This is a genomic window from Mesorhizobium sp. M7A.F.Ca.US.011.01.1.1 (genome assembly GCF_003998295.1).
GTDB lineage: Bacteria > Pseudomonadota > Alphaproteobacteria > Rhizobiales > Rhizobiaceae > Mesorhizobium.
The window spans coordinates 265,859-290,184 of record NZ_RZRT01000003.1; the positions used below are offsets into that span (position 1 = coordinate 265,859).

The 24,326-nt window shown below is 63.2% G+C and carries 21 protein-coding genes; 14 read left to right on the forward strand and 7 right to left on the reverse strand.

Going from position 1 to position 24,326, the window contains the following annotated elements; translation table 11 throughout:
• Positions 1 to 9: 9 nt before the first annotated feature.
• The gene (locus EOA13_RS05990; RefSeq protein ID WP_127290482.1) at positions 10 to 696 is read right to left on the reverse strand and encodes a GNAT family protein; all 687 of its coding nucleotides are present in this window, start codon (positions 694 to 696) and stop codon (positions 10 to 12) included.
• Positions 697 to 779: 83 nt separating this feature from the next.
• Between EOA13_RS05990 and EOA13_RS05995 the strand changes: the two genes are divergently transcribed.
• Complete coding sequence (locus EOA13_RS05995) at positions 780 to 1,964, forward strand: pyridoxal phosphate-dependent aminotransferase (RefSeq protein ID WP_127290484.1); 1,185 nt, start codon at positions 780 to 782, stop codon at positions 1,962 to 1,964.
• Positions 1,965 to 2,114: 150 nt separating this feature from the next.
• Entirely contained in the window at positions 2,115 to 2,480 is a 366-nt protein-coding gene (locus tag EOA13_RS06000; RefSeq protein ID WP_127290486.1) for a YciI family protein, read from the forward strand.
• Here the strand turns inward: EOA13_RS06000 and EOA13_RS06005 are convergent, their stop codons facing one another.
• The 3 genes from EOA13_RS06005 to EOA13_RS06015 form a co-directional block, all read right to left on the reverse strand.
• Positions 2,481 to 3,236, reverse strand: a complete 756-nt coding sequence (locus EOA13_RS06005; protein ID WP_127290488.1) for an SDR family oxidoreductase — start codon at positions 3,234 to 3,236, stop codon at positions 2,481 to 2,483.
• 258 nt (positions 3,237 to 3,494) lie between these two features.
• Positions 3,495 to 4,232 (reverse strand): tellurite resistance TerB family protein, encoded by a 738-nt coding sequence (locus EOA13_RS06010; protein WP_127290490.1) that lies wholly within the window; start codon positions 4,230 to 4,232, stop codon positions 3,495 to 3,497.
• A 116-nt stretch (positions 4,233 to 4,348) separates the two neighbouring features.
• On the reverse strand, positions 4,349 to 5,269 hold the full coding sequence (locus EOA13_RS06015) for a rhodanese-related sulfurtransferase (protein ID WP_127290492.1): 921 nt from the start codon (positions 5,267 to 5,269) through the stop codon (positions 4,349 to 4,351).
• Positions 5,270 to 5,577: 308 nt separating this feature from the next.
• On the opposite strand from EOA13_RS06015, the gene EOA13_RS06020 reads away from it, so the two are divergent.
• Positions 5,578 to 6,216, forward strand: coding sequence for a 2-dehydro-3-deoxy-phosphogluconate aldolase (locus EOA13_RS06020; protein WP_127290494.1), 639 nt, complete (start codon positions 5,578 to 5,580; stop codon positions 6,214 to 6,216).
• Positions 6,217 to 6,289: 73 nt separating this feature from the next.
• Here EOA13_RS06020 and EOA13_RS06025 read toward each other — a convergent pair whose 3' ends face one another.
• The 3 genes from EOA13_RS06025 to EOA13_RS06035 form a co-directional block, all read right to left on the reverse strand.
• The gene (locus EOA13_RS06025; RefSeq protein ID WP_127272097.1) at positions 6,290 to 6,481 is read right to left on the reverse strand and encodes a hypothetical protein; all 192 of its coding nucleotides are present in this window, start codon (positions 6,479 to 6,481) and stop codon (positions 6,290 to 6,292) included.
• Positions 6,482 to 6,646: 165 nt separating this feature from the next.
• A complete protein-coding gene (locus tag EOA13_RS06030; RefSeq protein ID WP_127290496.1) occupies positions 6,647 to 8,473 on the reverse strand; it encodes a DUF882 domain-containing protein in 1,827 nt (608 codons plus the stop codon).
• 408 nt (positions 8,474 to 8,881) lie between these two features.
• Positions 8,882 to 10,417: a sigma-54 dependent transcriptional regulator gene (locus EOA13_RS06035; protein WP_127290498.1), complete on the reverse strand. Its 1,536-nt coding sequence runs from the start codon at positions 10,415 to 10,417 to the stop codon at positions 8,882 to 8,884.
• 177 nt (positions 10,418 to 10,594) lie between these two features.
• Between EOA13_RS06035 and EOA13_RS06040 the strand changes: the two genes are divergently transcribed.
• The 11 genes from EOA13_RS06040 (at position 10,595) to EOA13_RS06090 (ending at position 24,317) form a co-directional block, all read left to right on the forward strand.
• Positions 10,595 to 12,427, forward strand: a complete 1,833-nt coding sequence (locus tag EOA13_RS06040) for a M3 family oligoendopeptidase (RefSeq protein ID WP_127290769.1) — start codon at positions 10,595 to 10,597, stop codon at positions 12,425 to 12,427.
• 361 nt (positions 12,428 to 12,788) lie between these two features.
• On the forward strand, positions 12,789 to 13,532 hold the full coding sequence (locus tag EOA13_RS06045; protein WP_127290500.1) for a proton-conducting membrane transporter: 744 nt from the start codon (positions 12,789 to 12,791) through the stop codon (positions 13,530 to 13,532).
• A 182-nt stretch (positions 13,533 to 13,714) separates the two neighbouring features.
• Positions 13,715 to 14,860, forward strand: coding sequence for an aminodeoxychorismate synthase component I (locus tag EOA13_RS06050; RefSeq protein ID WP_127290502.1), 1,146 nt, complete (start codon positions 13,715 to 13,717; stop codon positions 14,858 to 14,860).
• Positions 14,809 to 15,471, forward strand: coding sequence for an aminotransferase class IV family protein (locus EOA13_RS06055; protein WP_127290504.1), 663 nt, complete (start codon positions 14,809 to 14,811; stop codon positions 15,469 to 15,471). Before EOA13_RS06050 ends, EOA13_RS06055 begins: the two co-directional genes overlap by 52 nt.
• Before the next feature lie 3 nt (positions 15,472 to 15,474).
• The gene (locus EOA13_RS06060; RefSeq protein ID WP_127290506.1) at positions 15,475 to 16,428 is read left to right on the forward strand and encodes a DUF3445 domain-containing protein; all 954 of its coding nucleotides are present in this window, start codon (positions 15,475 to 15,477) and stop codon (positions 16,426 to 16,428) included.
• A 128-nt stretch (positions 16,429 to 16,556) separates the two neighbouring features.
• A complete protein-coding gene (locus EOA13_RS06065) occupies positions 16,557 to 18,002 on the forward strand; it encodes a homospermidine synthase (RefSeq protein ID WP_127290508.1) in 1,446 nt (481 codons plus the stop codon).
• A gap of 85 nt (positions 18,003 to 18,087) precedes the next feature.
• On the forward strand, positions 18,088 to 18,468 hold the full coding sequence (locus EOA13_RS06070) for a hypothetical protein (protein WP_032901077.1): 381 nt from the start codon (positions 18,088 to 18,090) through the stop codon (positions 18,466 to 18,468).
• Between the two features lie 187 nt (positions 18,469 to 18,655).
• Positions 18,656 to 20,683, forward strand: coding sequence for a bifunctional metallophosphatase/5'-nucleotidase (locus EOA13_RS06075; RefSeq protein ID WP_127290510.1), 2,028 nt, complete (start codon positions 18,656 to 18,658; stop codon positions 20,681 to 20,683).
• Between the two features lie 233 nt (positions 20,684 to 20,916).
• On the forward strand, positions 20,917 to 21,981 hold the full coding sequence (hemH, locus tag EOA13_RS06080; protein WP_127290512.1) for a ferrochelatase: 1,065 nt from the start codon (positions 20,917 to 20,919) through the stop codon (positions 21,979 to 21,981).
• A gap of 52 nt (positions 21,982 to 22,033) precedes the next feature.
• Entirely contained in the window at positions 22,034 to 23,245 is a 1,212-nt protein-coding gene (locus EOA13_RS06085) for an FAD-binding oxidoreductase (protein WP_127290514.1), read from the forward strand.
• A 121-nt stretch (positions 23,246 to 23,366) separates the two neighbouring features.
• Positions 23,367 to 24,317 (forward strand): SPFH domain-containing protein, encoded by a 951-nt coding sequence (locus EOA13_RS06090; protein ID WP_127259978.1) that lies wholly within the window; start codon positions 23,367 to 23,369, stop codon positions 24,315 to 24,317.
• Positions 24,318 to 24,326: the final 9 nt, after the last annotated feature.

Genomic DNA, 24,326 nt, shown 5'->3' on the forward strand with positions numbered 1-24,326 from the left:
GGCGAACTCCTAAGCGCCGAATTCCGCGCGACAATCCTCGAGCCGTCGCTTCTGCTGGCCGTCGCCATCGAAATTGGCCGGATCGAGCCACGCCTCATAGGCACTGCGCAGCGCCGGCCACTCCTTGTCGATGATCGAATACCACGCGGTGTCGCGGTTTTCACCCTTGACGATCAGATGCTGGCGGAAAATGCCTTCGAACTTGAAGCCGAACCGTTCGGCCGCCCGCTTCGAGGGCTCGTTGCGGTCGTTGCACTTCCATTCGTAGCGGCGGTAGCCGAGTTCGTCGAAGATGTATTTCATGAACAGGAACTGCGCTTCGGTTGCTCCCGGCTTGCGCGAGATGAGCGGCCCCCAATAGATGTTGCCGATCTCGATGACGCCGTAAGCCGGATCGATGCGCATCAGCGTCTGGCGCCCGGCGACCTTGCCGCTGGCCTTGTCGATGACGGTGAAGAACAGCGGATCCTCGCTGGCCTCGACCTTGTCCAGCCATGGCTGGAAGGCGGCGCGGGTCTCCGGCGGATAATCGGGCAACCAGGCGAAGCGGCCGTCGATGTCGGACACGGAGGATGCTTCATAGAGGCCGTCGCCGTGTTTTGCAGCACTCAGCGGCTCAAGCCGGACAGTGCTTCCGTCGATGGTCTTGCGTTCGGGCCGCGGGCGCGGTTGCCAATCCCTGAGATTTTCCGACACCGAAAGCTCCAATCCGTTTGACTTTTGCCAGCCGAAGCTCACAAAAACGCGACCCAACAGCAAGAACCACACGGACGGGAAAAATGCTCCACACGATTTCGGCCTTCGACCGCCTTGGCGAGGAAAACGCCTTTGCCGTGCTCGCGAGGGCCACAGCACTTGCCCAACAAGGCCGCGACATCGTCAATCTCGGCATCGGCCAGCCCGACTTCAAGACGCCGCAGCACATCGTCGAGGCGGCGATCAAGGCGCTGCGCGACGGCCATCACGGCTACACGCCGGCCAACGGCCTGCTGGCGACGCGCGAGGCGGTGGTGCGGCGCACGCTGAGCACCACCGGTGTCGAAGTATCGCCCGAAACGGTGATGATCCTGCCCGGCGGCAAGCCGACCATGTTCGCGGCGATCCTGATGTTCGGCGAACCTGGCGCCGAGATCCTCTATCCCGACCCCGGCTTCCCCATTTACCGTTCGATGATCGAGTTCACCGGTGCGGCCCCTATTCCGGTGCCGATGCGCGAGGAGAACGGCTTTGCCTTCTCCGCCGAGGAGACGCTGGCCCTGATCACCTCGAAGACCAGGCTGCTGATCCTCAACTCACCCGCCAATCCGACCGGTGGCGTCACGCCGCGTGCCGAGATCGAGAAACTGGTCAAGGGGCTGGAGGCGCATCCGCACGTCGCCATCCTCTCCGACGAGATCTACGACGTCATGACCTATGATGGCGAGACGCATTGCTCGCTGCTCGGCTTTCCCGAGATCCGCGACCGGCTGATCGTGCTCAATGGCTGGTCGAAAACCTGGGCGATGACCGGCTGGCGCATGGGCTGGTCGATCTGGCCGAATGGCGACAAGGGCGCCCATCTCTACGACAAGGTGCGCAAGCTGGCGGTCAACTGCTGGTCCTGCGTCAACGCGCCGAGCCAATTCGCCGGCATCGCGGCAATCGACGGCCCGCAGGACGATGTCGCCAATATGATGCGCGCCTTCGACCGCCGCCGGAAGATCGTCGTCGAGGGACTGAACGCCCTGCCTGACATCTCCTGCATCACGCCCAAGGGCGCGTTCTACGCTTTCCCCAACGTCTCGAAGACCGGCTGGAAGGCCAAGAAGCTGGCCTCGGCGCTGCTCGACGATGCCGGCGTGGCGCTGATCGGCGGCCCCGATTTCGGCATTCTCGGCGAAGGCTATATCAGGCTCTCCTACGCCAATTCCGAGGAGAACATCTTGCGGGCGCTGGAACGGATCGGGGCCTTCCTGGCGAAGTAAGCTTGAAAGCGGCCCGCTGTCCTCTTCCGGACAATTGCGGCTGTGGCATGACGGTGTCATGAGCCGTCCGGAGGCGCGCGGCCAAGACTGGGCGTGCATGTCGAGAACGGCTACGGTCCTCGGATCAGGATCGAAGTGGGGTGACATCGGATGTTCTATGCAATCCTTGCCTATCATGTGGAAGACGCAATCAAAGCGCTGACGCCGCAGGAAGATACGGCGCTGATGGCTGACTTGCTCAAGATCCATGAATGGCTCTATGTCGACGGCAGCCTTGGCCCGTCGGCGCGGCTTGGCGCGACACAATCGGCCTGCACCTTGCGCGACGGCATGATCGTCGACGGCCCCTTCGCCGAAACCAAGGAACAGCTTCTCGGCCTCTATGTCGTCGACTGCCCGACGCGGGACGATGCCATCGCTATCGCGCGCGAGTTTCGTCGCGTCAATCCGACCGCCGTCTACGAGATCCGTCCTATCGCGCTCTATCTGCCCGGCGCAGAGCTACCGGGAGAATAACTACCCACGCCCGACAAACGGCATCTTGGTCGCCATGACGGTCATGAACAGCACGTTGGCCTCGAGCGGCAGGCTGGCCATGTGGACGACGGCGTCGGCGACGCGCTGAACATCCATCACCGCTTCGGCTGATATCGAGCCGTTGGCCTGCGGCACGCCGACCGTCATCGGCTGCGCCATATCGGTCAGCGCATTGCCGATATCGATCTGGCCGCAGGCGATGTCATAGGGCCGGCCGTCGAGCGCCAGCGTCTTGGTCAGCCCGGTGATGGCATGCTTGGTCGCCGTGTAGGGCACCGAGCCCGGGCGCGGCGCATAGGCCGACACCGAACCGTTGTTGATGATGCGGCCACCCATCGGCTTCTGCTTGCGCATGGCGCCAAAGGCGGCACGGGCACACAGGAACGAACCGGTGAGGTTGACGCCGACGATATCGTTCCACACTTCGACCGGTATCTCGTCGATCGGCGTCGATTTGTAGCCCATGCCGGCATTGTTGAAGAGCAGGTCGACACGGCCGAAGGCCGCCGCCACGGTCTCGAACAGATCGTCGACCTCGCCTGCCTTGCTGATATCGCAGGCAACCGCCAGGGCCTTGGCATCGGTGGGCCCGGCCTCAGCCACGGCTGCATCCAGCACGGATTTGCGGCGTCCGCAGAACACCGTGTTCCAGCCGGCCTTGAGCAGCGCCGTGGCGACACTCTTGCCGATGCCCGTGCCGGCCCCGGTGACGATGGCGGTTCTTTGCTCGGTCATGGCTGTTGTCCTCCGGCAGCGCTGCGCTTGCTCGACTGATTTTCGGGGTTTGGCTCGAAAAAGGAAGGCATCGCAAATGACGGCGGCGATGGCAAGCGTGTCCATCCGATCGGGCCGACAAAAAGGGCGGCCATTGGCGACCGCCCCTGATCTGAACCGGGCTTGGGAGGAGGAAAAGCCGATCCGACTGTGTTGAATGATGCGCTTGCTGGGTTAACGAAAGGTTAACCCGGAAAGTGCCTCCTGTGCCGTTTTGGCCTACCAGCGCGGATTGGGTGATGTCCCGGCCTTGGCCGGCACCTTGGCCGCCGAAACCGTTGCCTCGACATGGTCGACCAGCGCGTCCGGCAGGCCGAGCCGGCCTGCAAGCAGGTCGAGATAGCCACGCTCGGCGCGGGTGTCGGGATCGATGGTCAGGCGCGACGCCGTGTAGAGTTCGAGCTTCTGCGCGTCGGTCTTGGCGCCGGCGACCAGCGTGTCGAGGTCAAGCGGGCTTGCCAGCTCCGCCATCAGGAACTTTTCGGCATCGGAGTCTATGCCGGCCAGGCTGAGCTTGCCGGCGATCTTCTGGCGCTCTTCATCGTCGATATGGCCATCGGCCTTCGCCGCCGAGATCATCGCCCGTATCAAGGTCAGCGTGAATTCGTCCTCGCCTTGCGGCGCCTGCGACGGGTGGAAGGCGGTGTCCTTGGGCGGCGGCAGCAATTCCGGTTCGCCAGCTGCCGGCGCCTCGGCCGGGGTGTTGCCGGCCTTGTAATTCTGGTAGGCCTTGTAGGCGAGGCCGCCGATGGCAGCCAGTCCGCCAAGCTTCACCGCGGCGCCCGTCACGTTACGACCGGCGCCAGTCCCAAGCAGCACGGCGGCCAGTGCGCCGGCGGCCAGCGGATTGTCCTTGGCCATCTGCACGGCCTGCCCCGCCTTGTCGCGAACGGTGCCGTTGGTGCCGGGGATTTGCGAGCCGAGCAGATCGTCGAGAAGCTTCTTGGGATCGAACATTCAGTGCCTCCAGGATTTGCCCGGCCGAACGGGCTGGTTTCGAACGTCGAAGACGTAGGTCCCGAAACTTGACATTGCAATGACAGCGGCCGCTTTGCAGCAGCTCGATGCCTGGATCAGGAGCCGATATGCGGCTCTCTGCCCCGCGCCTGCGCAAGCTCGACCTGGCGCTGGCGCTCGGCATAACGCTGGCGGTCCTCGTCCGAACGCGCATCGACACAATGCGGGCAGGAAATACCGGCGGCGAATTTGGGCGACGTCAGGTCGCCCGGTGTCAGCGGGTGGCGGCAGGCCCGGCACAGTTCCGCTTCGCCCTCCGCGAGGCCGTGCGACACCGAAACCCGTTCGTCGAAGACGAAGCACTCGCCTTGCCACAGGCTCTGTTCGGACGGAACCTCCTCGAGGTATTTGAGGATGCCGCCCTTGAGGTGGAACACGTCCTCGAAGCCGAGCGATTTGACATAGGCGGTTGCCTTCTCGCAGCGTATGCCGCCGGTGCAGAACATCGCCACCTTGCGGCCTTCGAGCTCCGCCCGGTGCGCTTCCACCCAGGCCGGAAACTCGCGAAAGCTTGCGGTGGCCGGATCGATCGCACCCCTGAATGTGCCGATCGACACCTCGTAGGCGTTGCGCGTGTCGATGATGACAGTGTCAGGCTGCGATATCAGCGCGTTCCAGTCGGCCGGCGCGACATAGGTGCCGGCACTTTTTGAAGGATCGATGTCATCGACACCCATGGTGACGATCTCGCGCTTCAGCCGCACCTTCATGCGGTGGAACGGCATGTCCGCGGCTTCGCTGTACTTGACCTCGAGGCCCGCCAGCCCTTCGATGGCTTCAAGGTACAGGATCAGTTCGGCAATTGCGGTCTCGCTGCCGGCGACGGTGCCGTTGATGCCTTCATGCGCCAGCAGCAGCGTGCCCTTGATGCCGCGCCCGCAGCAGAAGGCGGCGAGCGGCGCGCGCAGTTCTTCGAAAGCGTCGAGCCGGGCAAAACGGTAGAGCGCTGCGACGCGGAAGGGTGGAAGTGATGTCATTGCCGAAGCCACTAAACGCTCACGAAAGCCGATTCAAGGCAGAGCAGGCATCCTGTTCGGAGGTCACCGGCGCAAATCTGCACCATGGGCGAATTTGTACCATAGCTGAGGTCAGGGAGTCAAGAAAAAATTCCTATCCTGAAAAACTGTCGGCACAAAACTGCCGACACCGCCGAGCTGGCAGCCGCCTTTGTGAGCTAAGCCTGGCGAGCATGGGCGACGCGTGACATCGCGACACGGCCGGTTTCGTGGACAGGAAAACGGCCTTCTGCTAATCGGTTGAATTGTCCCACGCCACGGAGAGACACATGCCCAGCAAGACCGAAAAACTCCTGTCGCTCCTCAGCGGCCAGCCGGTCATCCCGGTGCTGAAGATCTCTGATGTCGCCAATGCCGTGCCGCTGGCGCGCGCGCTGGCGCGCGGCGGCCTGCCGGCAATCGAGATCACGCTGAGGACCGCCGATGCGCTGGAAGCGATCCGGCGGGTCGCTGGTGAAGTCGAGGACGCCATCGTCGGCGCCGGCACCATCCTCGATGCCGGCCAGTTCGAAGAGGCGGCTGCCGCGGGCTCGCGCTTCATCGTCAGCCCCGGCATCACCCGCGAGCTTCTGTCGGCAGCCGCCGGCAGCGATGTTCCGCTGCTGCCCGGTGCCATCACACCCGGCGAGATCATGGCCGCGCGGGAAGCCGGCTTGCGCTTCCTGAAATTCTTCCCGGCCGAACAGTCGGGCGGCATCGCTTCGCTGAAGGCCTTCGCCTCACCGCTCGCCGATGTGAAATTCTGCCCGACCGGCGGCATCTCGGCCAAGAACGCGGCTGACTATCTAAGCCTGCCCAATGTGGTCTGCGTCGGCGGTTCCTGGGTGGCGCCCGACGACCTCGTCAAGGCCGGCAAGTGGGACGAGATCGAAGCCCTGGCGCGCGCGGCGAGCAAGCTTGCGAAATAAGGCTTCGGCCACGGCACGAAAAAACCCGGCCGACTCGCGTCGACCGGGTTTGCCAAATCGGCTCCGAACCGGATCAGCTACAGACCCGAACCTTTTCAACCACCCTGTGGTGATGCTTCCAGCTTGTGACCACCTTGGTCCGGCAATGCTTCTTCATGTGCATATGGTCATGAGTCTTGACGACAATGGTCTCGGCCTGCGTAGGGGCGATGGCCGCCGAAGCGGTTGCCAATGCGATGACCGATGCCAATAGGATGTTCTTCATGGATCTCCCCGGGTTTGAACGAACCTATATTAACCCGGGGAATAGGCCGACCGTTCCGGCTTCACGAGAAGTTCAGCCGCGCGTGACCGTGCAGGCTGGCCCGGTTCGCTGAACAGCAAAAAGCCGCGCTGGTTGCCCGGCGCGGCTTTGTCGATTGATTTGCCGTCAGTTGGTCTGGAAGCGGGCCACCGACATGAACTTGACGGCGTTGCCGGTGAAGCGATTGGCATCGGCCACCTGGCTGCTCGGCTGGAAGCCAGCCGTGTAGACCTCGCTCGGCGGCGTGTGCACGATGCTGTAGGCGTAGCCCGGCGCCGTCGTCGCGCTTGAAACGGTGGCGACATGCTCGCCGCTGGTCAATGCCCAGCGGGCGGCCTGCGGTGCGGCTGCAACCACCATGGCCTTGGGGCCTGGCTTCAGGTCGCGGGCGGTGGCTCTCGATTCCTTGCGGGTCGTCTTGACGCCGGCGCCGATCGCGGCGGCCGGATCGGAACCGGCCGGACGGGCAACGACAGCATCGCGCGGCGATGCCGCGTTGGTGCCCGGATCGTTGAACGCCGAACGCGGCTCGGATCCGGACAAGGAAGCAAGCTGGTAATCGGCCGCACCGACCTGTGCATTGGCCTCGTCGAGCACGGCCTTGACCGCATCCGGCCTGGCCGTCTCGGGCCGCGCCGTCGGCAGCACCGAGAACGCATCGGTCGCGGTCTTGCCTTGATCAGCCGTCTCGGCCAGCGCCATCAGCACATCCTTGCTGGGCGGCGCAGCCAGAGCGGCCGGCAGCGAATTGTCGGGACGCCATGTCGGCAACGGTATGTTGTTGACCGCGATCTGGGCCGGATTAGCCGAAGCCGTTGCATCGGCCAAGCCGAAAGGAACGCTCGCCGGCGCATGCGCGGTCGCCACGGCCTGCTCGGTGGTGGCTGTCGCCTCCGCCATCGCAAAAGGAACGTTCTCAGGCTGCTGTGCGCCGACATCGGCTTTCGGCCGCGGTGCGAAATCCGGCAGCGGAATGCTTCGGGCCGGCAATGCCGCGATGATCGTCTCCGGCGTGTCCTCCTCCGGCTCCGGAGCCTGCTGCTCGGTCACCTGCGGAATCTCGGCGCGCCGCGCATTCTCCGGCGCCACGATGGCAATGCCCGGGAGGTTGCTGGTCTTGGCTGCTGCTGCCGGCTTCAGGTTTCTCGCCTTGGGCGGGGGGGCGGCCGAAGCGGTCTGGACATCGGCGCTGTCGTCGGCCTCGTCGTCGCCGCCGCCGCCAAAGAAAGCCGACAGGAAGCCACCTGACTTCTTGCTGCTGCCGCCAGCACTGGCCATCTCGATGGCCGGCGAGCCTGAACCCTTGCGCGCCTTGTAGGAGGCGAGCGCCTGCTCAAAGCCGGGCAGCGGCCTGCCGTCGCTCGGCACATGCAGCGTCTTGCCATTGGGGAACAGGCTGACCAGTTCCTGCCGGCTGATACCGGGCCAATGGCGCACATTGCCGACATCCATGTGGACGAATGGTGAACCTGAGGACGGATAGTAGCCGACGCCGCCGCCCTGCATCTTGAGGCCGATGTTACGCAGCTTCTTCAGCGGCACGCCGGGAATATAGAAATCCATCGCCTTGCCGAGCATGTGCTGGCTCTTCTCGGCGACGCCCCTACTGCGGCCGCGCAGCATCGAGTTCGTCGACGGCGAACGATAGCCGCAGACGACCTGGATGTAGTCCGTGGCACCTGCTTCCCGATACGCTTCCCAGACCAGATCCAGCAGACGCGGATCCATCTTGGTCGGCTCGTTGCGACGCCAGTCGCGCAAAATGATGTTGATCTTTCTGAGACCCTCGGGAACGTAGCGGCCGTTGCGCTTGTAGACGATCTCGGCCTTCTCATGGGTGTGGAGATGATAAAGCTTCAGCGACCGTGTTTCGGCGCTGGCTCCGCTCGCAGCCGCGGCAACAAAACCAAAAGCGACAACCAACACTGCCAGCCACTTCGGCCAGACGCTCAAATGATGGTGCCGCCTGTTTGTGTGTCGTTCGATTCTGTTCAAATCAAAAGGCCTTGCAGGCTGCCGTTTGTCCCCGGATTTGTCCAAACGGATGTGGCATTAGCACACCCGAATATCGATCCTAATGGTTAATCATCGCTTATTGAAGCCGAAATGTGGTAACACCGTGGCGATATCCCGTCAAAAATTGTTCACAAGGTTTCTTGGTAAACCGCTGGTTTAGATCAGATTTTCGCCTTCGGCCCGAACACGATCTGTTACCGTTAGCCTTAATGCGTGAACAGAGCTGTCCATGACACAGCCACAATGCCGCTGAAACGGCGATACAAGGGCTGTTATAGCATTGCAAGCTGGCGCCGGCCTTGTGGCAAAGCCGGATTCCGGGCCGAAGCTCAGCCTGGCATCGCACTAGGAGGCGAGTCGGTCCACGCGGCCTGTCTCCGGATCGATGCCGTGTTCCTTGAGCTTGCGATAGAGCGTCGAGCGACCGATCCCGAGCCGGCGGGCGACTTCGCTCATCTGTCCGTTGTAGTGATCGATGGCAAGCTTGATCATCTCGAGTTCGACATCGGCAAGTGCCCGCACATTGCCGCGCTCGTCGAGCGCCCGCAACGTGCCGAAGCGAGGCTGCAGCCTTGCCGGCGGATCGAACGCGATTGCTGGGCCGCCCTCGCCGGGCAAGGCTTCGTCATCGCGCCCCTCCAAAGACAGGGACGGCGACGGCGCGTCGCCGTCCATATCCAGGTTGACGGTGCCTTCCACTTGCGCCCGTATCTGCGGGAAGTCCTCGGCGGAAAGCAAATCGCCTTCGCAAAGCACCGAGGCCCGGAAGACAGCATTTTCGAGCTGCCGGATGTTTCCGGGCCAGTCATAGGCCTGCAGCACGGCGAGCGCTGCCGCCGAAATACCTTGCAGGCGACGGTGCGGGTCGGCCGGCGCCACCTTCTCCATGAAATGGGTGACCAGATACGGGATGTCGTCGCGGCGGTCGCGCAGCGGCGGCACGAAGATCGGGTAGACGTTCAGCCGGTAGAACAGATCCTCGCGGAACTTGCCGTCCTTGACCTGCTGCAGGAGGTTGCGGTGCGTCGCCGAAATCAGCCTGATGTCGACCCTGACGGTCGAGCGTCCACCGACCGGGTCGACCTCGCCGTCCTGGACCGCGCGCAACAGCTTGACCTGCACGTCGAGCGGCAGGTCGCCGATCTCGTCGAGGAACAGTGTGCCCGAATGCGCTTCGACGAACTTGCCCGTGTGCTTGTCGGTGGCGCCGGTGAACGAGCCCTTCTCATGGCCGAACAGGATCGATTCGACCAGATTGTCGGGGATGGCGCCGCAATTGACCGTGACGAAGGGTTTCGAACGGCGGTCGCCACTGCCCTGGATGGCGCGCGCCACCAGTTCCTTGCCGACGCCGGACTCGCCCTCGATCAGGATCGGGATGTTGGATGCCGCCGCTTTCTGGCCAAGGCGGATCACCCTGTCCATGGCCGGGCTGTGCGTGATCATGTCCTTGAAGGTCAGGAGGCCGCCGCGCCGGCGCGACGTGCGTTTGACCTCGCCCTCGACGGCCTCGACCTTGAGCGCATTTCCGATCGACGCCTGCAGCCTGTCGGGAGACGCCGGCTTGACGACGAAATCGAAGGCGCCGTGACGCATCGCCGATACCACGGTCTCGATGCCGCCCTGCGCGGTCTGCACGATGGCCGGCACGTGGATGTCGCGCTCGCGCATCGCCTTCAGCACGCCGATACCGTCGAGACCGGGCATGACCAGATCGAGGATGACCACCGACACCTCGCGGGCGCCGGGTCCATCGAGGATATCGAGAGCGGCCGCGCCGCCATCGACGACGATTGCGCTGTAGCCGAACCGCGTCACCGCCGCTTCGAGCAGCCGGCGTTGCACCGGATCGTCATCGACTATGAGTATGGAACCTGTCATGACTGATACGACTATGCCCGCCCGAGGAATCCTGCCCTGTGGACCATCTTGGCACAGGGTTCTAAATAAGGTTTCAAAAAACCCGGTGAATGAATTCCTTAGGATTTGACCGGCTTCTCGTTTCCCCTTGAACCTTGGCCACGGAAGGTGTCGGCAATGCATAAGGATTCTGGCAACATGGTCTCTGCTCGGCGGCTTGCGGCGCCGGCGTCCGGTCAGGGCGCGGCCGAGCTGGGCGACCTGCCGGAATGGAACCTTGCCGACCTCTATGCCGGCATGGACGCGCCAGAACTGAAGCGCGACATCGCCAAGGCCGCCACTGATGCGACCAGCTTCGAGAACCGCTGGAAAGGCACGCTGGCCGCCGAGGCCGAGCGCGGCAGCGCCGGCAGGTTGGGCGAGGCGCTTGTCGCCTACGAGGCGCTGGAGGAACTGATCGGCCGCATCGTCTCCTATGCGGGTCTGGTTTATGCCGGAAACACCGCTGATCCCCAGCGCGCCAAGCTCTATGGCGACGTCCAGGAGAAGATGACCGACGCCAGCGCGCACCTTCTGTTCTTCGCGCTCGAACTCAACCTGATCGACGATGCGTCGATCGAAGGCGCGCTCGTCGGCGATCCCGCCTTCGGTCACTACCGGCCGTGGGTGCTCGATCTGCGCAAGGACAAGCCCTACCAGCTCGAGGACCGCGTCGAGCAGCTCTTCCACGAAAAGTCGATCACCGGACGCGGCGCCTGGAACCGCCTGTTCGACGAGACGATGACCGACCTTCGCTTCGACATCGACGGCGAGGAACTGACGCTGGAGCCGGCGCTGAACCGTTTGCAGGACGCCGACGGCGGGGTGCGCCGCCGGGCGTCCGAGGCGCTGGCCACGACCTTCCGCAAAAATTTGCGCACCTTCACGCTGATCACCAACACGCTGGCCAAGGACAAGGAAATATCCGACCGCTGGCGCGGCTTCGAGGACATCGCCGATTCACGCCATCTCGCCAACCGCGTCGAGCGCAGCGTGGTGGACGCCCTGGCTTCCGCCGTTCGCGATGCCTATCCGCGCCTGTCGCATCGCTATTACGCGATGAAGGCACGCTGGCTGGGCATGGAGGTGATGAACCACTGGGACCGCAATGCGCCATTGCCGGATACGCCCCAGGCGATCATCGGCTGGGACGAGGCCAGGAACACGGTGCTGTCCGCCTATCAGCGCTTTTCGCCCGACATGGCCGAGATCGCGCGAACCTTCTTCGACCGCAACTGGATCGACGCGCCGGTGCGGCCCGGCAAGTCGCCTGGCGCCTTCGCCCATCCGACCGTACCGTCGGCGCATCCCTATGTCCTGCTCAACTACATGGGCAAGCCGCGCGATGTGATGACGCTGGCGCACGAGCTTGGCCATGGGGTGCATCAGGTGCTGGCCGGCGGCCAGGGCGCACTGATGGCCTCGACGCCGCTGACGCTGGCCGAGACGGCATCGGTCTTCGGCGAGATGCTGACCTTCCGCTCGCTACTCGACCAGACCACCGACCGGCGCGAGCGCAAGGCCATGCTCGCCCAGAAGGTCGAGGACATGATCAACACGGTCGTGCGCCAGATCGCCTTCTATGAATTCGAGCGCAAGGTGCATGCCGAACGCAAGAACGGCGAACTGACCTCCGACAGGCTCGGTCAGTTCTGGCTCGAAGTGCAAGCCGAAAGTCTAGGTCCCGCCATCAAACTGCGCGAAGGCTACGAGGTGTTCTGGACCTACATCCCGCACTTCATCCATTCGCCCTTCTATGTCTATGCCTATGCTTTCGGTGACTGCCTGGTGAACTCGCTCTACGCGGTCTACCAGAACGCCGAGCGCGGCTTTCAGGACAAGTATTTCGAGATGCTGCGCGCCGGGGGCACCAAGCATCATTCCGAGCTTCTGGCGCCCTTCGGGCTCGACGCCACCGATCCCGCCTTCTGGCAGATCGGACTTGGCGTCATCAGTGGCCTGATCGACGAGCTGGAAGCGCTCGACGCTTGAAACGCGTCCCTCAGGCGTCGCTCTAACAGTTTAGCCGGAATGCATGTTGGGACAGCTCTACTATCGCCCTAAATATCTGTTCTTGAAGTACTCTCCACCGAAGTTTTCCGATAGCTTTCCACAAGCTCTATGATAGCCTTCGTTCCAAGCTCAGCCGGAGCGCATGCGGATCGGCGAGGAGAAATCTCAGCCAACCGTGGCGCTCAGGCGAACGCGACAACGGCCGTTGGCCATGGGCAAGCAAAGCCGATCGCCGCAGCTCGAACCGAAGCCGGCTGTTCTGCTTACCGCGGAACCACCAAGAGTAGTCCTTCGCCGAAGGTCATGACCCACGGCAGACGGATCTGACTGGAGAGAGACAATGGGCACTTTTTTCTACGTGGTCCTGGCGTTCCTGATAGGCGTGTTGGTCGGTTGGTTCCTTTGGGGGCGCCTGCGCGGTGAACTCGACAGCTTGCGCGGCGACCTCGACCGTACACGCAGCGAACGCGACAGGCTTCGCACCGACAGCGACCGCCTGACCGGCGAACTCGATGCATGCGGCAAGACCCGCGCCGACCTCGAGCGCCGGCTGCGCGAAGTGCCGGCCGCACCCGCCGCCGGAAGCAGCGCGGCAAAGCCGGCAAGCCAGGCGCCGGCGGCCCTGATGTCGACCCCAGCGACGGCCAAATCCGCCGCCACAAAGCCCGCGCCTGCCAAACCGGCCGCTGCGAAAGCGGTCTCTGCCAAGGCGGTCCCTGCCAAGCCGGCGGCGAAACCCGCCGCCACCAAAACCTCGGCTCCAGCCAAATCCGCAACCAGCAAACCTGCAACAGCCAAGCCTGCAGCAACAGCAAAGCCAGCATCCGGCAAGCCCGACAATCTGCGCCGGCTGATCGGTATCGGTCCCGTCAACGAGAAGCTGCTCAAGGCGCAAGGCGTCATCAGCTTCGCCCAGATCGCGTCCTGGACAGCCGCCGATGTCAAACGGATCGAGGACGTCATGAATTTCGACGGCCGCATCGCGCGCGAACGCTGGATCGAGCAGGCCAAGCTGCTCGCCGCCGGCAACGAGAAGGAATTCGCCAAGCAGTTTCCAACAGCCGGAACCTCCAGCAACAGCTGATCGCCAGGCGAGACCTGAAGATTGCAAACGGCGGCGCCATATCGGCGTCGCCGTTTGCTCTTGGTTCCTGAGTTGGCCCAAAGGTCGGCTTTGAGAGGCAGCGTGCCGTTCCCTCGATTGCGCGCGGGCGGCACCCCATATAGAGCGGTTGATGGCTTCATTGACCCCAGCATTCGGTGCCCATGTCCCTGCCCGCCGCAATTTTTCGCAATGACAAAAGCGCGCGCCAGCTCGTTTTCGACCGGCCGGCCGATATCATCGTGGCGCACGAAGCAGAGGATTTCGAGCAGGCTCTGAAAGCAGCACAAGCCGCGCATGATGCAGGTAAATGGCTTGCCGGCTATTTCTCGTATGAGGCGGGCTACCTGCTCGAACCCAAGCTCGTTCCCCTGCTGCCTAACGGACGCCGCTCCCCGCTCGTGTGCCTTGGGGTTTTCGATGCCCCGGTCGAAGAGGCGGTGCCGCCGCGCGACACCACGGCGACCAACGGCCCGATCTTCGACGCCCGTGCGACGTGGTCGCCCGAGGATTATGAAAAACGCTTCTCGCGACTGCACCAGCACATCCGGCAAGGTGATTGCTACCAGGGCAATTTGACCTTTCCCGTGCATGCGCAGTGGTCGGGCGAGCCGCTGGCCGCCTTCAATGCATTGACCGAACGTCAACCGGTGAAATACGGCGCGCTGATCGCGCTCGGTGAACCCATCGTGCTGTCGCGCTCGCCTGAACTGTTCTTCGAGATCGACGCCGAGGGCATGATCGAGACGCATCCGATGAAGGGAACGGCACCGCGCGGCGCCACCAAAGCCGAGGACCAACGACAGAAGATCTTCCTGCGCAATGACGAGAAGAACCAGGCCGAAAACCGGATGATCGTCGATCTCCTGCGCAACGATATCTCGCTGATCAGCGAGGTGGGCACACTGGACGTGCCGGCGCTGTTCCGCGTCGAGACCTACCCGACCGTGCATCAGATGGTAAGCGACGTCAGGGCCAAACTGCTGCCGGGTCTCTCTATCCGCCAGATTTTCGCGGCGCTGTTTCCTTGCGGTTCGATTACCGGCGCGCCTAAGATCCGTGCCATGGAGATCCTGCGCGATCTGGAAGGCACGCCCCGCGATGCCTATTGCGGCGCCATAGGCTGGATCGCGCCCGGCGGCCCGATGCGCTTTTCCGTGGCGATCCGCACCATCTCGCTCTTTTCGGGCGGCGAGGCCGTCTACAATGTCGGAGGCGGCGTCGTCTTCGATTCGACGGCGCAGGAGGAGTATCAGGAGTGTCTGCTGAAAGCGCGCTTCGCGACGGGAACACCGCCGACTTTCAGTTGATCGAGACCATGCGCTGGGAACCCGGCTCGGGCTTCCTGCGCTTCGATCGTCATCTTGCGCGCCTCTATGGCTCGGCGGCGGAGCTCGGCTTCCGCTGTGATCCAGGCACGGTCGGCGAGGCACTGAGCAGCGCGGTCGGCGGTTCCGGCGTTGCCATGCGCACGCGGCTCGTCCTGTCGCATGATGGTGAGGTGGCGGCCTCGGCGCAGCCGTATGAACCGCTCGCCGCCGACAAGGTCTGGACGCTGCGGCTGGCGCGGACGAGGCTCGATTCGAACGACACGCTGCTGCGCCACAAGACCAGCCGACGACAGCTCTACACGCATGCCCGCGCCGAATATCTCGTCACCCAGGCCGACGAGGTGCTTATGGCCAACGAGCGCGGCGAGATCTGTGAAGGCACGATCACCAATGTCTTTGCCGATCTCGGCGACGGCGTGCTGGCCACACCCCGGCTCGACTGCGGCCTGCTGCCTGGTGTATTGCGCGCGCAGCTTCTGGATGAAGGCCGCGCCCGCGAAGCGATCTACAGCTTGGACGATCTGAAATCCGCCAAGTCCCTGTTCGTCGGCAATTCGCTGCGCGGACTGATCCCCGCAAGACTGACCTGAAACATGACGACTGTGCCCACTCACACACCCCCAGAGCATACGCTGCCCACCCACACGCCCTATGACGGCTCGTCGAAACTGTTCAGCATCGGGCTGAAGCCGCTCGACCCGGCGGACTGGATCGAGGTCGACGGCCATCTGCTGCCGTATCTCGCCGAAAAGCGCCGGCTCTATGCCGAAATCCCAGAGCGCGTTTTCGTCGAGGAAAACGGCACGCGGGACGCCCAGCAGGAAGTGCTCGACTTGCTCGCTGCGCATCTCCTGGAGAGGTTCCCCGAAACCCATCGGCTCGGCGGATCAGGCGTCGAGGTGGCGGACGCGGCGAGCCGTCTGCCTGCTTCCCTTGCCGATGCGCCGCTGGCCAAGGCCTCACAGCTCGTCCAGGAAGACCTCATCCTGATGCGCAGCAGTGACAGCGGCTGGCGGCTGGTTGCCGGCTCGCTTTGCTTTCCCTCGTCCTGGTCGCTCCTGGAAAAATTCGGCAAGCCGCTGCAGGACATCCACGCGCCGGTGCCGGGTTTCGGCCCGGGCACGCGTCCGGCGGAACTCATCAACCGGATGTTCGATGGCCTCCAGGGGCAGGCCGTCGAGCGCTACAACTGGTCGATCCAGGCCGACAACGCGCTCTACCATCCGCTTTCCGACGTGCAGCGCATCGACCGCGCCACCAACAGGCCGTCGCGCTTCCCCGATGGCGACATCGACGCCCATGCCTTCATCCGCGTCGAGCGGCAAACCCTGCGCAAACTGCCTGTTTCACGCGATATCCTGTTCACCATCCGCATCCATCTCGACCCGCTCGCCGTGCTGGCCAGGCACCCTGATCGGGCGAAGCTCGCGGCGTCTTTCGCCGCCCAGCTCGACGCGCTCGATCTCGCGCAGCTCGACTACAAGGGCCTGACATCAGACCGCGATCGGCTGGTGACGGTCCTTAACCACATGGCCAATGACGGCTAGCCGCTGGTTGGCGCTTTTCGCTGGTTTGTGACAATGATCTGTGATGTAGCGCATGGCCGCCGGGCAAAAATTCCCGGTTTTGCGCGGGTTTTCCCAGTTTCCTGGGTTTTGAAGGAGTGTCCGATAAAATGGCGAATGAAAACTGGCCCGTTTACGGTGAGATCAGCGGCCCTGTCGTGATGATCGGCTTCGGCTCGATCGGCCGGGGAACGCTGCCGCTGATCGAACGCCATTTCAAGTTCGACAAGTCGCGCATGACGGTCATCGATCCGCGCGACACCGACCGCAAGCTGCTCGACGAGCGCGGCATAGCCTTCGTCCAGGAAGCGGTGACCGAGAAGAACTACAAGAAGCTCTTGACCCCGCTTCTGACCAATGGCGGCGGCCAGGGCTTTTGCATCAACCTGTCGGTCGATACCGGCTCGGTGGATCTGATGCGGCTCTGCCGCAAGCTCGGTGTGCTCTACATCGACACCGTCGTCGAGCCGTGGCTCGGCTTCTATTTCGACGCCAAGGCGGACAACGCCAGCCGCACCAATTACGCGCTGCGAGAGTCGCTGCTCAAGGAAAAGCACGACAAGCCCGGCGGCGCCACGGCGGTCTCCACCTGCGGCGCCAATCCAGGCATGGTCTCGTGGTTCGTCAAGCAGGCGTTGGTCAATCTCGCCACCGATCTTGGCCTGGAATTCTCGGAGCCCGCGCAGGACGACCGCGAGGGCTGGGCCAAGCTGATGAAGAAGGCCGGCGTCAAGGGCATCCACATCGCCGAACGCGACACCCAGCGCACCAAGAAGCCGAAGCCGATGAATGTGTTCTGGAACACCTGGTCGGTCGAAGGCTTCATCTCCGAGGGCCTGCAGCCCGCGGAACTTGGCTGGGGCACACACGAGACATGGATGCCGAAGAACGCCAAGAAGCACAAGCAAGGCTCGAAGGCCGCCATCTATCTGGAGCAGCCGGGCGCCAACACGCGCGTGCGCTCGTGGTGCCCGACGCCCGGCGCGCAATACGGCCTGCTGGTGACGCATAACGAGGCGATCTCGATCGCCGATTTCTTCACCGTGCGTTCGAAGAAGGGCAAGGTCCAGTACCGCCCGACCTGCCACTATGCCTATCATCCCTGCAACGACGCGATGCTGTCGCTTGACGAGATGTTCGGCGCCGCCGGCAAGCCTCAGCCGGTGCATCATGTGCTCGACGAGAACGAGTTGATCGACGGCGTCGACGAACTCGGCGTGCTGCTCTACGGCCACGACAAGAATGCCTACTGGTACGGCTCGCAGCTGTCGCTCGCCGAGGCGCGCAAGCTGGCGCCCTACCAGAACGCCACCGGCATGCAGGTCACCTCGGCGGTGCTCTCGGGCATGGTCTGGGCGCTGGAAAACCCCGAGGCCGGCATCGTCGAAGCCGACGAGATGGACTACAGGCGGTGCCTGGAAGTGCAGTCCCAGTATCTCGGACCGGTCAAGGGCTACTACACCGACTGGACGCCGCTCGATAACCGTCCCGGCCTGTTCCCGGAAGACCTCGACCGGAACGACCCGTGGCAGTTCCGCAACATCCTTGTGCGATAGCAGCACCGCCTACCTGCCTCACTGCCTTGCAATCGCCCGGAAATCGGGCGATTGAAGGGATGCGGACTGAGGAGAGGATTTTCATATGAACAACATTGCGCGCAAAGTTCTTTCGATGAGCGTAGCGGCGGCAGCCTTGGCCGGGCTTGCTGCTTGTGCGACCAGCGGTCCCGATGAGCCGCCCATGGCGGCGGCGCCGAAAGGCGTCGAGGGCTCCTGGATCGACGCCAAAGGCACCGGCCTGTCGACCTTCGCCGGCGGTACCTTCACGACGGTCGCCACCGACACCGGCCAGAAGCTTGCCGACGGCAGCTATACGATGACAGGCGCCACATCGGTGCAGATCAACGGCACCTCGCTGATCCGCCAGACCGCGGTCAGCTTCAACTGCCTGATGGTATCGACAAGCCAGCTCAACTGCACGAGCTCCAGCGGTCAGAATTTCGTGCTGACAAGGCGCGTCTGAACCCACGACCATTCGTTTTCCAAGGACGGCGGCCGGTTGGCCGTCGTCCTTTTTTGTGCCGGCAAAGGGTCCCGGATTCCGCTTGCGTCATCCGGAACGCGATGGGAACATGGCCAAAGCGCCGGCTGTAATGTTCCAGTCAAACATGAGCGCTAGTGGCCTCTGACCAGCTTTCCGGGAGACGAAGATGAAGAAGCTTGCCGCCATTGCAGCCCTGTCAGCCTCAGCCCTCGGCCTGTCGGCCGGCGCGTCCTTTGCCGACTACACGCTGAACATCCTGCATATCAACGACTGGCACAGCCGCATCGAAGGCAACAACAAATATGAATCGACCTGCTCGGCGGACGAGGAAACCAAGGGCGAGTGCATCGGCGGCGCGGGCCGGCTGATCACCGCGATCGCCCAGGAACGCAAGAAGCTGGAAGGCCAGAACGTGCTGCTGCTCAGCGCCGGCGACAATTTCCAGGGCTCGCTGTTCTACACGACCTATAAGGGCAAGGTCGAAGGCGAATTCCTCAACGACATGAAGTTCGATGCCATGGCGCTCGGCAACCATGAATTCGACGATGGCGAGGCGGCCCTGGCGCCGTTCCTCGACATGATCAAGTTCCCGGTGCTCGGCGCCAATGTGAAGGCCAACGCGCAATCCAAGCTCGGCGACCGCATCAAGCCGTCTGTTGTCGTCGAGGTCGGCGGTCAGAAGATCGGCATCATCGGCGCGATCACCAACGACACGCCGGACCTCGCTTCCCCCGGACCCAACGTCGCAATAGAGGACGACGTCAAGTCGATCACCGCCGAAGTCGAGAAGCTCAAGGGCGAAGGCGTCAACAAGATCATCGCCGTGACCCATATCGGCTACAGGCGCGAGCGCGACGTCATTGCCAAGATCCCGGGCATCGATGTCGTCGTCGGCGGCCACAGCCATTCGCTGCTGTCGAACACCGATCCCAAGGCGGAAGGCCCCTACCCGACGATGGTCGACAATCCGGACGGCTACAAGGTGCCAGTGGTGCAGGCGGCGTCCTACTCGAAATATCTCGGCGAGTTCAAGGTGGTGTTCGACGACAATGGCGTCGTCAAATCGGCCAGCGGCGACCCGATCTATCTCGACAAGTCGATCACCCCCGACCCGGCCGTGCTCGCCCGCATCAAGGAGCTTGGGGCCCCGATCGAGGCGCTGAAGAACAAGGAAGTGGCGGAAACCACCGACGTCATCGACGGCAGTCGTGAGAGCTGCCGCACCCGAGAATGTGCGATGGGCAATCTCGTCTCCGACGCCGTCCTCGACCGCGTCAAGGGACAGGGCGTCGAAATCGTCATCTCCAATGGCGGCGGCCTGCGCGCCTCGATCGACAAGGGCATCGTCACCATGGGCGAGGTGCTGGCCGTGCTGCCGTTCCAGAACACGCTGGCGACCTTCCAGATTTCGGGCAAGGATCTGGTGGCTGGCCTCGAGGGCGGCCTCAGCCAGGTCGAGGACGGTGCCGGGCGCTTCCCCCAGGTCGCCGGCCTGAAATATTCCTTCGACAAATCCGTCGCGCCCAATGCCGGCCGCGTCAAGTCGGTGGAAGTCATGGAGGGCGGCGCCTGGACGCCGATCAAGCCGGACAAGGACTATCTGGTCGCAACCAACAACTATGTCCGCCAAGGCGGCGACGGCTACAAGATCTTCGCCGACAAGGCCAAGAATGCCTACGATTACGGCCCCGGCCTCGAACAGGTGGTTGCCGACTATCTCGGTGCCCACCGACCCTACACGCCGAAGCTCGACGGCCGCATCACCGAAATAGCCGCGACCGTCGCTGCGGCGCCTGCGGCCCCGGCAACCGATCCGGCTGAAGCCGCCAAGCCTGCTGAAGCGGCACCTGCAATGCCTGAATTGCCGGCCAACTCGGGCGATATCGCCAACACACCACCGGCCATATCGACGGAAGGAGCACCTCCCCCACCAGCGCCACCGGCCGAGGCGGCAAAACCGGCTGAAGCAGCCCCCGCCCCGGCGGCACCGGCTCCCGCCACCGAGCCGGCAAAGCCGGCCGACGCGGCGCCGGCCGAAGCCAGCCATGTCATCGTTGCCGGCGACACCTATTGGGATCTGGCCAAGAAGGCCTATGGCGACGGCGCCAAATGGAAGGTTATTTCGGGCGCCAACAAGGGCTATGAGCCGCGCCGGCTTCCTGTTGGCGCAACGCTGACCATCCCGCCGAAATAGCCTCGCTTATATGCTGAATGACACCTTAGCCCGAAAACCGGACGGGCGTCCTGTTTTCGGGCTAATGCATGTCGCCCAAAAGTGAACTCGGTTTTGGGAGAACAACATGCATAAAAACAAAGGCTTAAAGCGGGTCGTCTGAATCCATTCAGACAATCCGCTTTAAGGTGCGGCCAGACGCTGCATTGAATGCGCGCGCAAGATGGTTAGGTTCGCGTCTCCGGAGAACCCTTATGACGCTTCCCACCCCTGCCGAACCCAAGGCCGCAAAGGCGCTCGGCCCGTTGCCCGCTGGGCATCCGCCGGTCAAGGCGGGCAGGATTGGCGTCATGCTGGTCAATCTGGGCACGCCCGACGGCACCGATTTCAAGCCGATGTGGCGGTATCTGCGTGAATTCCTGTCCGACCCGCGCGTCATCGAGCTCAACAGGGCAATCTGGTATCCGATCCTCTATGGCCTTGTGCTCACCAGGCGGCCCAAGAAGTCGGGCGCCAACTACGCACGGATCTGGAACCGGGAAAAGAACGAGTCGCCGCTGCGCACCTATACCCGCGCCCAGGCCGAAAAGCTGGCTGAAGCGCTGAGCGACCTGCCTGATGTCGTCGTCGACTGGGCGATGCGTTACGGCAACCCTTCAACCGCCAGCATTGCCCAGCGTCTGGTCGACCGGGGCTGCGACCGCATTCTTTCCTTCCCGCTCTATCCGCAATATTCAGCGACGACCACGGCAACAGCCAACGACCAGCTGTTTCGCGCGCTGATGAAAATGCGCCGCGCACCGGCCGTCCGCAGCGTGCCGCCCTACTATGACGAACCGGTCTACATCGAAGCGCTGGCGCGCTCGATCGAACGGCATCTGGCGACGCTGGACTTCGAGCCGGAGGTGGTCATCACCTCCTATCACGGCATTCCAAAACCCTATTTCGAGAAGGGCGACCCCTATCATTGCCATTGCCAGAAGACGACGCGGCTGCTGCGCGAACGGCTTGGCTGGGATGACAAGAAACTGATCATCACCTTCCAGTCGCGCTTCGGCGCGCAGGAATGGCTGCAGCCCTATACCGACAAGACGGTGGAAAACCTCGCGCAGGACGGCGTCAAGTCGATCGCCATCGTCAATCCGGGCTTTTCCGTCGACTGCATCGAGACGCTGGACGAGATCGGCCGCGAGGCGGCCGAAACCTTCCACCATGCCGGCGGCAAGAATTTCGCCCATATCCCTTGCCTCAACGATAGCGCGGAAGGGATGGCGGTGATCGAGGCGATGGTGCGGCGCGAACTGTCCGGCTGGGTCTGAACCGGAACAACGCCTGCTCCGAGGCGTTAAGGCGCGCCCTCCGGAGAATTCGATGTCCCGCAAACTCGACCTCAGTAGTGGCCGGCCCGTGTGGTCCGCCTATCGGGCGCCTGCGGTGCCGACGGACAGTCTGACCCGAGATGTCAAGACGGATGTGCTGATCGTCGGCATGGGCATCAGCGGCGCCATGATGGCCGAGGCGCTGACGGCCGATGGCCATCGGGTGATCTGCATCGACCGGCGCGGCCCGCTGAAGGGCTCGACGGCCGCAACCACCGCACTGGTGGCATTCGAAATAGACCAGCCTCTCTCCACGCTCGCGAAGATGGTTGGCAGAGCCTCGGCACAGCAGGCCTGGCGACGCTCGCGGCTCGCCGTTTCCAATCTCGCCGGACGGATTGCCGAACTCGGCATCAACTGTGGCCTGAGCCGCATGCCATCACTCTATCTGGCCGGCACGATGCTTGGTCCGTCGGAACTGCGCGACGAGGCCGAGGCACGTCGGCTAGCCGGCATCGGCGCCATCTGCTTAACCCGACAACAGCTAGCCGAGAAATTCGGCATCGACCGCGAAGGCGCCATTCTCGGCCACGGCAACATCGCGCTCGACCCGCGCAAGCTGACGGCTGGGCTGCTGCTGAAATCCCTGGAGCGCAAGGCACGCTTCTATGCCCCCGTCGAAGCCACAATGATCGAGGACAGCGCCGAAGCTGTTGTCGTCGCGACCGGGGATGGCCCGACCATAACCGCACAACATGTTGTTCTGGCCACCGGCTACGAACTTGTCGACATCGTGCCGGCCGCGGCCCACCGGATCATCTCGACATGGGCGATTGCGACACGCCCGCAACCGCGAAAGCTCTGGCCGGACGCAGCATTCATCTGGGAAGCGTCGGAGCCGTATCTGTATATGCGCACGACGGTCGACGGCCGGGTCATATGCGGCGGCGAGGACGAGGATTTTATCGACGAAGCGCGGCGCGACGAGCTGATCGCCGACAAGAGCACACGCATCGCCGAGAAGCTCGGCCTGATATTTCCGCATCTCGACACCAGACCCGATTTTGCCTGGACCGGCTCGTTCGGCACCACGACCACCGGCCTGCCTTATATCGGCGCCATTCCCCGCCACCCGCGCATCCATGCGGTGCTGGGCTACGGCGGCAACGGCATCACCTTCTCGCAGATCGCTTCCGAAATTGTCCCGGCTTCGATCAATGGGCTGGATGACACGGATGCAAGGCTGTTCGCCTTCAACCGCTGAGTGCAAACCTATAAACAATCCATCATCACCTGATTGTAACGCATCTGAAACACACTTAAGTCTTTGGTGAAGTCGGCTGCGCGAGAATGGCTTGAGCGGCCTTCGTCTGAGGGAGAGCCAAATGGATTTCAGTGGTTTCGATATTGCGGTTGGTGCACTTGCCCTTCTGGTATTGGTGCTGCTGATCAAAGGCATCAGGACAATCCCGCAAGGCTACAACTATACGGTGGAGCGCTTTGGCCGTTACACCAAGACACTGAGCCCGGGTCTCAATTTCATTTACCCGTTCATCGACCGCATCGGCGCCAAGATGAACATGATGGAGCAGGTGCTCGACGTCCCGAGCCAGGAAATCATCACCCGGGACAACGCCATCGTCGGTGTCGACGGCATTGCCTTTTTCCAGATCCTCAACGCGGCGCAGGCCGCCTACCAGGTTTCCGGACTGCAGAACGCCATCCTCAATTTGACGATGACCAACATCCGTACCGTCATGGGTTCGATGGACCTCGATGAACTCCTGTCGAACCGCGACGCCATCAACGAGCGCCTGCTGCGCGTCGTCGATGAAGCAGCCCACCCGTGGGGCATCAAGATCACCCGCGTCGAAATCAAGGACATCAACCCGCCGGCCAACCTTATCGAATCGATGGGCCGGCAGATGACCGCGGAACGCAACAAGCGCGCGCAGATCCTTGCCGCCGAAGGCCTCAAGCAGTCGCAGATCCTCGAGGCCGAGGGCCGCAAGGAAGCCGCCTTCCGCGATGCCGAGGCGCGCGAGCGCTCGGCCGAGGCGGAAGCCCGCGCCACCCAGGTGGTGTCGGAAGCGATCTCCAAAGGCGATGTGCAGGCGCTGAACTATTTCGTAGCGCTGAAATACACTGAAGCGCTTGGCAGGATCGGCACGGCCACCAACAGCAAGATCGTGCTGATGCCCTTCGAGGCATCGTCGCTGATCGGTTCGCTCGGCGGTATTGGCGAGATCGCCAAGGAAGTCTTCCGCAGCGAAGGCACGACCGGCTCGCAAAGGCAGGCCGCGCGCCCGCCGGTCGTTCGCCCAACCGACAACTGAGGTCGAAAC

Excerpts from the sequence above, each read along its gene's own strand:
- EOA13_RS05995 (WP_127290484.1), top strand. The coding sequence starts at position 780 with ATGCTCCACACGATTTCGGCCTTCGACCGCCTTGGCGAGGAAAACGCC.
- EOA13_RS06000 (WP_127290486.1), top strand. The coding sequence starts at position 2,115 with ATGTTCTATGCAATCCTTGCCTATCATGTGGAAGACGCAATCAAAGCG.
- EOA13_RS06005 (WP_127290488.1), bottom strand. The coding sequence starts at position 3,236 with ATGACCGAGCAAAGAACCGCCATCGTCACCGGGGCCGGCACGGGCATC.
- EOA13_RS06010 (WP_127290490.1), bottom strand. The coding sequence starts at position 4,232 with ATGTTCGATCCCAAGAAGCTTCTCGACGATCTGCTCGGCTCGCAAATC.
- EOA13_RS06015 (WP_127290492.1), bottom strand. The coding sequence starts at position 5,269 with ATGACATCACTTCCACCCTTCCGCGTCGCAGCGCTCTACCGTTTTGCC.
- EOA13_RS06020 (WP_127290494.1), top strand. The coding sequence starts at position 5,578 with ATGCCCAGCAAGACCGAAAAACTCCTGTCGCTCCTCAGCGGCCAGCCG.
- EOA13_RS06025 (WP_127272097.1), bottom strand. The coding sequence starts at position 6,481 with ATGAAGAACATCCTATTGGCATCGGTCATCGCATTGGCAACCGCTTCG.
- EOA13_RS06035 (WP_127290498.1), bottom strand. The coding sequence starts at position 10,417 with ATGACAGGTTCCATACTCATAGTCGATGACGATCCGGTGCAACGCCGG.
- EOA13_RS06040 (WP_127290769.1), top strand. The coding sequence starts at position 10,595 with ATGGTCTCTGCTCGGCGGCTTGCGGCGCCGGCGTCCGGTCAGGGCGCG.
- EOA13_RS06045 (WP_127290500.1), top strand. The coding sequence starts at position 12,789 with ATGGGCACTTTTTTCTACGTGGTCCTGGCGTTCCTGATAGGCGTGTTG.
- EOA13_RS06050 (WP_127290502.1), top strand. The coding sequence starts at position 13,715 with ATGTCCCTGCCCGCCGCAATTTTTCGCAATGACAAAAGCGCGCGCCAG.
- EOA13_RS06060 (WP_127290506.1), top strand. The coding sequence starts at position 15,475 with ATGACGACTGTGCCCACTCACACACCCCCAGAGCATACGCTGCCCACC.
- EOA13_RS06065 (WP_127290508.1), top strand. The coding sequence starts at position 16,557 with ATGGCGAATGAAAACTGGCCCGTTTACGGTGAGATCAGCGGCCCTGTC.
- EOA13_RS06070 (WP_032901077.1), top strand. The coding sequence starts at position 18,088 with ATGAACAACATTGCGCGCAAAGTTCTTTCGATGAGCGTAGCGGCGGCA.
- EOA13_RS06075 (WP_127290510.1), top strand. The coding sequence starts at position 18,656 with ATGAAGAAGCTTGCCGCCATTGCAGCCCTGTCAGCCTCAGCCCTCGGC.
- hemH (WP_127290512.1), top strand. The coding sequence starts at position 20,917 with ATGACGCTTCCCACCCCTGCCGAACCCAAGGCCGCAAAGGCGCTCGGC.
- EOA13_RS06085 (WP_127290514.1), top strand. The coding sequence starts at position 22,034 with ATGTCCCGCAAACTCGACCTCAGTAGTGGCCGGCCCGTGTGGTCCGCC.
- EOA13_RS06090 (WP_127259978.1), top strand. The coding sequence starts at position 23,367 with ATGGATTTCAGTGGTTTCGATATTGCGGTTGGTGCACTTGCCCTTCTG.